The following is a 5,015-nucleotide window of genomic DNA, read 5'->3' on the forward strand; positions in this document are numbered from 1 at the left end:
CTAGTGTCTCGTCATCCTCGACGAAATTGATCCCTTCATCGGAACGGCTGCCACCTCACTGCCCGCGGCGCAGGGGCTGGCGGCCACCTGGTGGTGGCCGAAAGCGCAGGTCGGCAACACCCACCCCGGCGCGACGTCCCCGCTGGGCATGGTGTCCGCCTGCGCCTACTCCGGTGCTTACCCGACCGGGTACGGCCTCTACACGAAGAACACCGAGGGCCAGCCGGAGGAGCTGTTCGACCGGCTGCAGGCCTCCGGTTTCACCCACTTCCAGCAGTCCGGCACCGGTGCGATACGCAAGTACTACAACTACGTGCGGGTGACCCCGATGGTGCAGCCGCTGGACGTCCTCGGCGAGGCCTGGCCGCTGCACGACGAGACAGCGGAAGCCGGGTACTACGCGGCCACCCTCGACACCGGCATCCGGTGTGAGGTCACCGTCGGCGCCAAGGTCGCCGTCCACCGGTACGCCTTTCCCGAGCATCGCAGCGCACGGGTCGTCGTCGACCTGTCCTGCGGCGGGCTGGCCATCGACCTCGGCCGCACGGTGCCGTTGCGCGCGCACGTGCAAAGCCTGGGCAACGGCTGCGCCCAGGGAACGGTGGTCGTCGAAGGCGTGCCGCTGTCGGTGTACATCAGGGTCGACAGTCCGGGCTGGCGGCAGATGCTCTGGCACGACCGCCGGCTGATCGAGGGTGGCACGCGGCTCGACTTCGACCGCATCAGGCAGACCACGCTGCGCCCGTTCGGGATGCTCTACATGGGACCCACGACCGCCGGGCAGAGCGTCGAGATCCAGATCGGGTTCTCCCTGCGCGGCTGTGACCAGGCCAGGGAGAACCTGTACCGCGAATGCGGTGACGGGGCGCCGGCGTTCGACGTCGTCCGAGCGCGGACCGAGGACCGGTGGCGCGACCACGTGGGCCGGGTGGAGGTCGAGGGCGGCTCACCCGCCAGGCGCCAGGTGTTCGCGACGGCCCTCTACCACTCCCTGATCAAGCCGTGCTTCGCCGACGACGAGAGCCCGTTCTGGCCGTCCTCCGGGCCCTTCGTGTTCGACATCTGCACGATGTGGGACATCTACAAGACCCAGCTGCCGTTGCTCATGGCCATCTGCCCCGACCGGGCGGTCGACCTCCTGGAGTCGCTGATCCGGGTCTGCGAGGAGGAGGGCAACTTCCCCATCGGGTACCGGATGGCGCGCGGCGCGGACAGGTTCTTCCGGCAAGCGAGCGCGTTGGTCCACACCGCGCTGGCCGACGTGCACGCCCTCGGCCTCGGCGACCTGGACTGGACCTGGGCGCTGGTGCACATGTACGACGACCTGCGCCGGATGTACGGCGAGGACTTCTACGAGCACGGCGTCGTGCACCCGATCTCGCACACGCTCGACCTCGCCTACGCCTGCCACTGCACGGCCGGTGTCGCCCGGAGCCTGAACGACGTCCAGCTCGCCGACGACCTCGACGCGCGAAGCCGCCTGTGGTCCAACGCGTTCGACCCGGACACCGGCCTGCTCCTCGACTCGTCGTTCTACGAGGGCGGCAAGTGGAACTACTCGTTCCGGCTGCTGCACGACATGGCCGCGAGAATCGCGATGGTCGGTGGGAACGAAGCCTTCGTCCGCACGCTCGACGCGTTCTTCGGCTACGGCGCCCCGCCTGTGACGCAGCCCGGCAAGCGGCCCGGTGCGGCGGAGATGGCGGCCGGCTACCTGCTGAACCGGTTCGAAGGGCTGAACAACGAGCCGGACATGGAAGCACCGTGGTCCTACCACTACGCGGCCCGGCCGGACCGCACGGCCGAGATCGTGCACGCGGCGCTGACCTGGCAGTTCGGCACCGGTCCCGGCGGCCTGCCAGGCAACGACGACTCGGGCGGGCTGAGCTCCTGGTACGTGTGGGCCTCGCTCGGCCTGTTCCCGGTCGCCGGGCAGAACCTGTTCCTCGTCAACGCGCCCGCCTTCAGCCACGCCACCCTGCACCTCGGGGACCGCGACTTCGTCATCGAGACGCGCGGACACCGCGAGACGTCCATCAGTTCCGACGGGCTGGACGCGGACCCGCCGCCGCAGTACGTGCAGTCCGCCCGGCTGGACGGCAAACCGCTGGATGCGGCGCACCTGCGCGCGTCCGACGTCCACGCCGGAGGCCGGCTGCTGCTCGAACTGGGCCCGCAGCCCTCGGAGTGGGGACGCAAGATCCTGCCGCCATCGGTGTCCGATCCGCTCGGAAAGGGGACTCGCGCATGAGCAGGCCGAGCCGCCGTCTCGTCATCGTGGTCCGGGCCGACCCGGTCATCTGCGGTCACTCCGGAGAAGCCCGCAACCTGGCCGAGGTCGCGCTCACCCGCGGCTTCGACGACGTCCGGCTGCTGACGTGGCCGATACCCGTGCTGCAGGCCGCAGGTCTGCCGCTCAAGCCGCTGGACGGGATCATGCCCTACAGCGAAGGCATCACCGTGGAGCGGCCAGAACCGGTCGGCGACTACCGGGTACCCGACGGCCGGTACCTGGCAGGGCTGACGGGCCGCCTGGTCGAACTGCTCGCCGAGCCGGTCCCGACCACGTGCGTGTCGATGTACCTCGCTCCCCACGACGCCGTGGTGCGCGACGCCGTCGACGCGGCACGCGCGGCCGGCTACGCACCTGACGTCCACACCATCGCGAAGGCGGTCGGCTCGGACGTCACCAACGTGATCCGCTCGTGCCTGCACGAGAAGCGGTTCGGGGCGGCCGTGGTCCTGTTCACCCGGTTCCTCGCCAACGACCAGGTGATCGCCGTGTCGGAGTACACCAGGCAGGAGATCATCGCCTGCGCGGAGGCCATCGACACGCACTGCGGCACCGGGTTCGCCCGCCAGTGCGTGCGCCGGCTGTCGGTCAGCTACCCGCCGATCGACACCTCGGCGTACCTCGACCTCGACCCGGCGCTCGTGGACACCGCCCTGAAGCGACGTGGCCTGGAACGTGACGGGTACGTGCTGTTCCTGTCCAGGGTGACACGGGCCAAAGGCATCTACGACCTGGTGGACGCGTTCGCCCAGTGCCGGGCGCAGTCACGGCTGAAGCTCGTGATCGCCGGCAACGGCCCCGAACTGGAGCACCTCCAGGCCATCACTCATGACAATGATCGAATCCTCTTCCTCACCGACGTGGAGGACGAGGAAAAGCCGCTGCTGATGAACGGCTGCGCCGTCTACGCGCTGCCCACCAAGCCGGAACCGGACTTCGTCGAGACCTTCGGCATCGCGCTGACCGAGAAGATGCTCGCGGGCGGGGGACCGGTGATCACGACCACCACCGGGGGCGTCGGCGAAGCGGTGGGCGGGACGGCGATCGTCGTCGAGGCCGGCAACGTCGGCCACATCGCCGCCGCGATCGACCGGGTGGTGCTCGACATGTCGGCCGACGAACGGCAGCTCATGGCGGACCGGGCACGCGAGCACGCCCTGTCCTTCGACCGCGTCCGGGTGTTCGACAGCCTCTTCGCCACGTCCGACCCGGGTGTCGTCCTAACGGGATGAACCCGTGTGCCTGCCGCCTCGGTGCCACTCGCCGGTGAGGCCGCGAGGCACTCCGCCATCCGCGTCCACGCGGCGATATTCGATCGCTGCCACCCGGCCCTCTGCGGGAGCATGAGAAAGCCGAGGGATCCGGAGGGGGGTCGAATGGTCGTGCCAGGATCGGAAAAGCCTGTCCGCGAGAACGCGGTGCCGCTTGCCCTGCGCTTGTACGGAAAAGAAATGCGGCGCCACGGACTCACCTCCGTGGGCGCACTCGTGTTACCCGCGCTGGGCGTCACGTGCCAGCTCTACCTCGCGCCGTTGGCGGTGGGCGGGCTCGTGGGGAAACTTGCGGGCGGTGGCGACACGAGCCTCGGCACCGTGCTGCCGTACGTGCTGGCCTTCGGCGGTTTCATGCTGCTGTCGGAACTGTTGTGGCGCATCGGCTTGCACTGCCTCAACCGCGTGGACGGCCACGGGATCGAGAACCTGTCCGCCTTCGCGATGGACGAGCTGCTGGGCAAGGACGCGGCGTTCTTCCACGACAACTTCGCCGGGTCGCTCACCAAACGGGTGCTGAGCTTCGCGTTCCGCTTCGAGGACTTCGTGGACACGCTGGCGTTCAAGATCTTCGCCAACCTCATCCCGCTGGGGTTCGCCTGCGTCGTGCTGTGGACCTACAACCCGGTGCTCGTCGCTGTGCTGATCGGCCTGATCCTGGTCACGGGATGTGTGGTCGCGCCGCTCATCCGCCACCGCCAGCGGCTGGTCGACCAGCGCGAGGCCGCCATCGCCGAGGTGTCCGGCCACGTCTCGGACACGCTCACGAACATGGAGACGGTGCGGGCGTTCGCCGCCGAGCGGCGCGAGGGCGCGGAGCACCGGACCCGTGCCGCCGAGCAGCGGAAGCTGACACTGCGGTCGTGGGACTACAACAACCTGCGCATCGACACCTTGATCGCGCCGCTGTCCGTGCTCACCAACGTGCTCGGCCTCGTGGTCGCGATCGGGGTCAGCGACGGGCTCGGCGTGGAGGCGATCGTGGTGACGTTCGCCTACTTCGGGAACGCGACGCGGATCATGTTCGAGTTCAACCAGATCTACCGCCAGGTGGAGAGCGCGCTCACCGAGGCGGCCCAGTTCACCGAACTGCTGCTCGACCCGCCGACCGTGCTCGACCTGGAGCACCCGGAACCGTTGCGCGTCAAGGACTCCCGGATCCGGTTCGAAAACGTCGTGTTCACGCACGGCGGCGGCGGGCCGCTGTTCGACGGGCTCGACCTGGACATCCCGGCGGGCACGCGGGTGGGGCTCGTCGGCCGCTCCGGCGGTGGCAAGACCACGCTCACCCGGTTGCTCCTGCGGCTGATGGACGTCGACCGCGGCCGCATCCTCGTCGGCGGCCAGGACATCGCCCGACTGAGCCAGGCCGACCTGCGCGGCCTGATCGGGTACGTGCCCCAGGACCCTGCCATGTTCCACCGGACGCTGCGCGAGAACATCGCGTTCGC

3 protein-coding genes are annotated in these 5,015 nt (G+C 69.2%); all 3 read left to right on the plus strand.

All coding sequences use genetic code 11. The features are described 5' to 3' along the window. The first annotated feature begins 37 nt into the window (after window positions 1-37). On the plus strand, window positions 38-2,251 hold the full coding sequence (locus VM306_RS01820) for a glycoside hydrolase domain-containing protein (RefSeq protein ID WP_325510429.1): 2,214 nt from the start codon (window positions 38-40) through the stop codon (window positions 2,249-2,251). Next, entirely contained in the window at window positions 2,248-3,525 is a 1,278-nt protein-coding gene (locus VM306_RS01825) for a glycosyltransferase (protein ID WP_325510427.1), read from the plus strand. Before VM306_RS01820 ends, VM306_RS01825 begins: the two co-directional genes overlap by 4 nt. 243 nt (window positions 3,526-3,768) lie before the next feature. Beyond that, a partial coding sequence (locus tag VM306_RS01830; RefSeq protein ID WP_325510428.1) for an ABC transporter ATP-binding protein occupies window positions 3,769-5,015 on the plus strand: 1,247 nt, incomplete at its 3' end.

Origin of the sequence: Lentzea sp., assembly GCF_035525475.1 — a bacterium.
Lineage (GTDB): Bacteria > Actinomycetota > Actinomycetes > Mycobacteriales > Pseudonocardiaceae > Lentzea.

Excerpts from the sequence above, each read along its gene's own strand:
- VM306_RS01825 (WP_325510427.1), top strand. The coding sequence starts at position 2,248 with ATGAGCAGGCCGAGCCGCCGTCTCGTCATCGTGGTCCGGGCCGACCCG.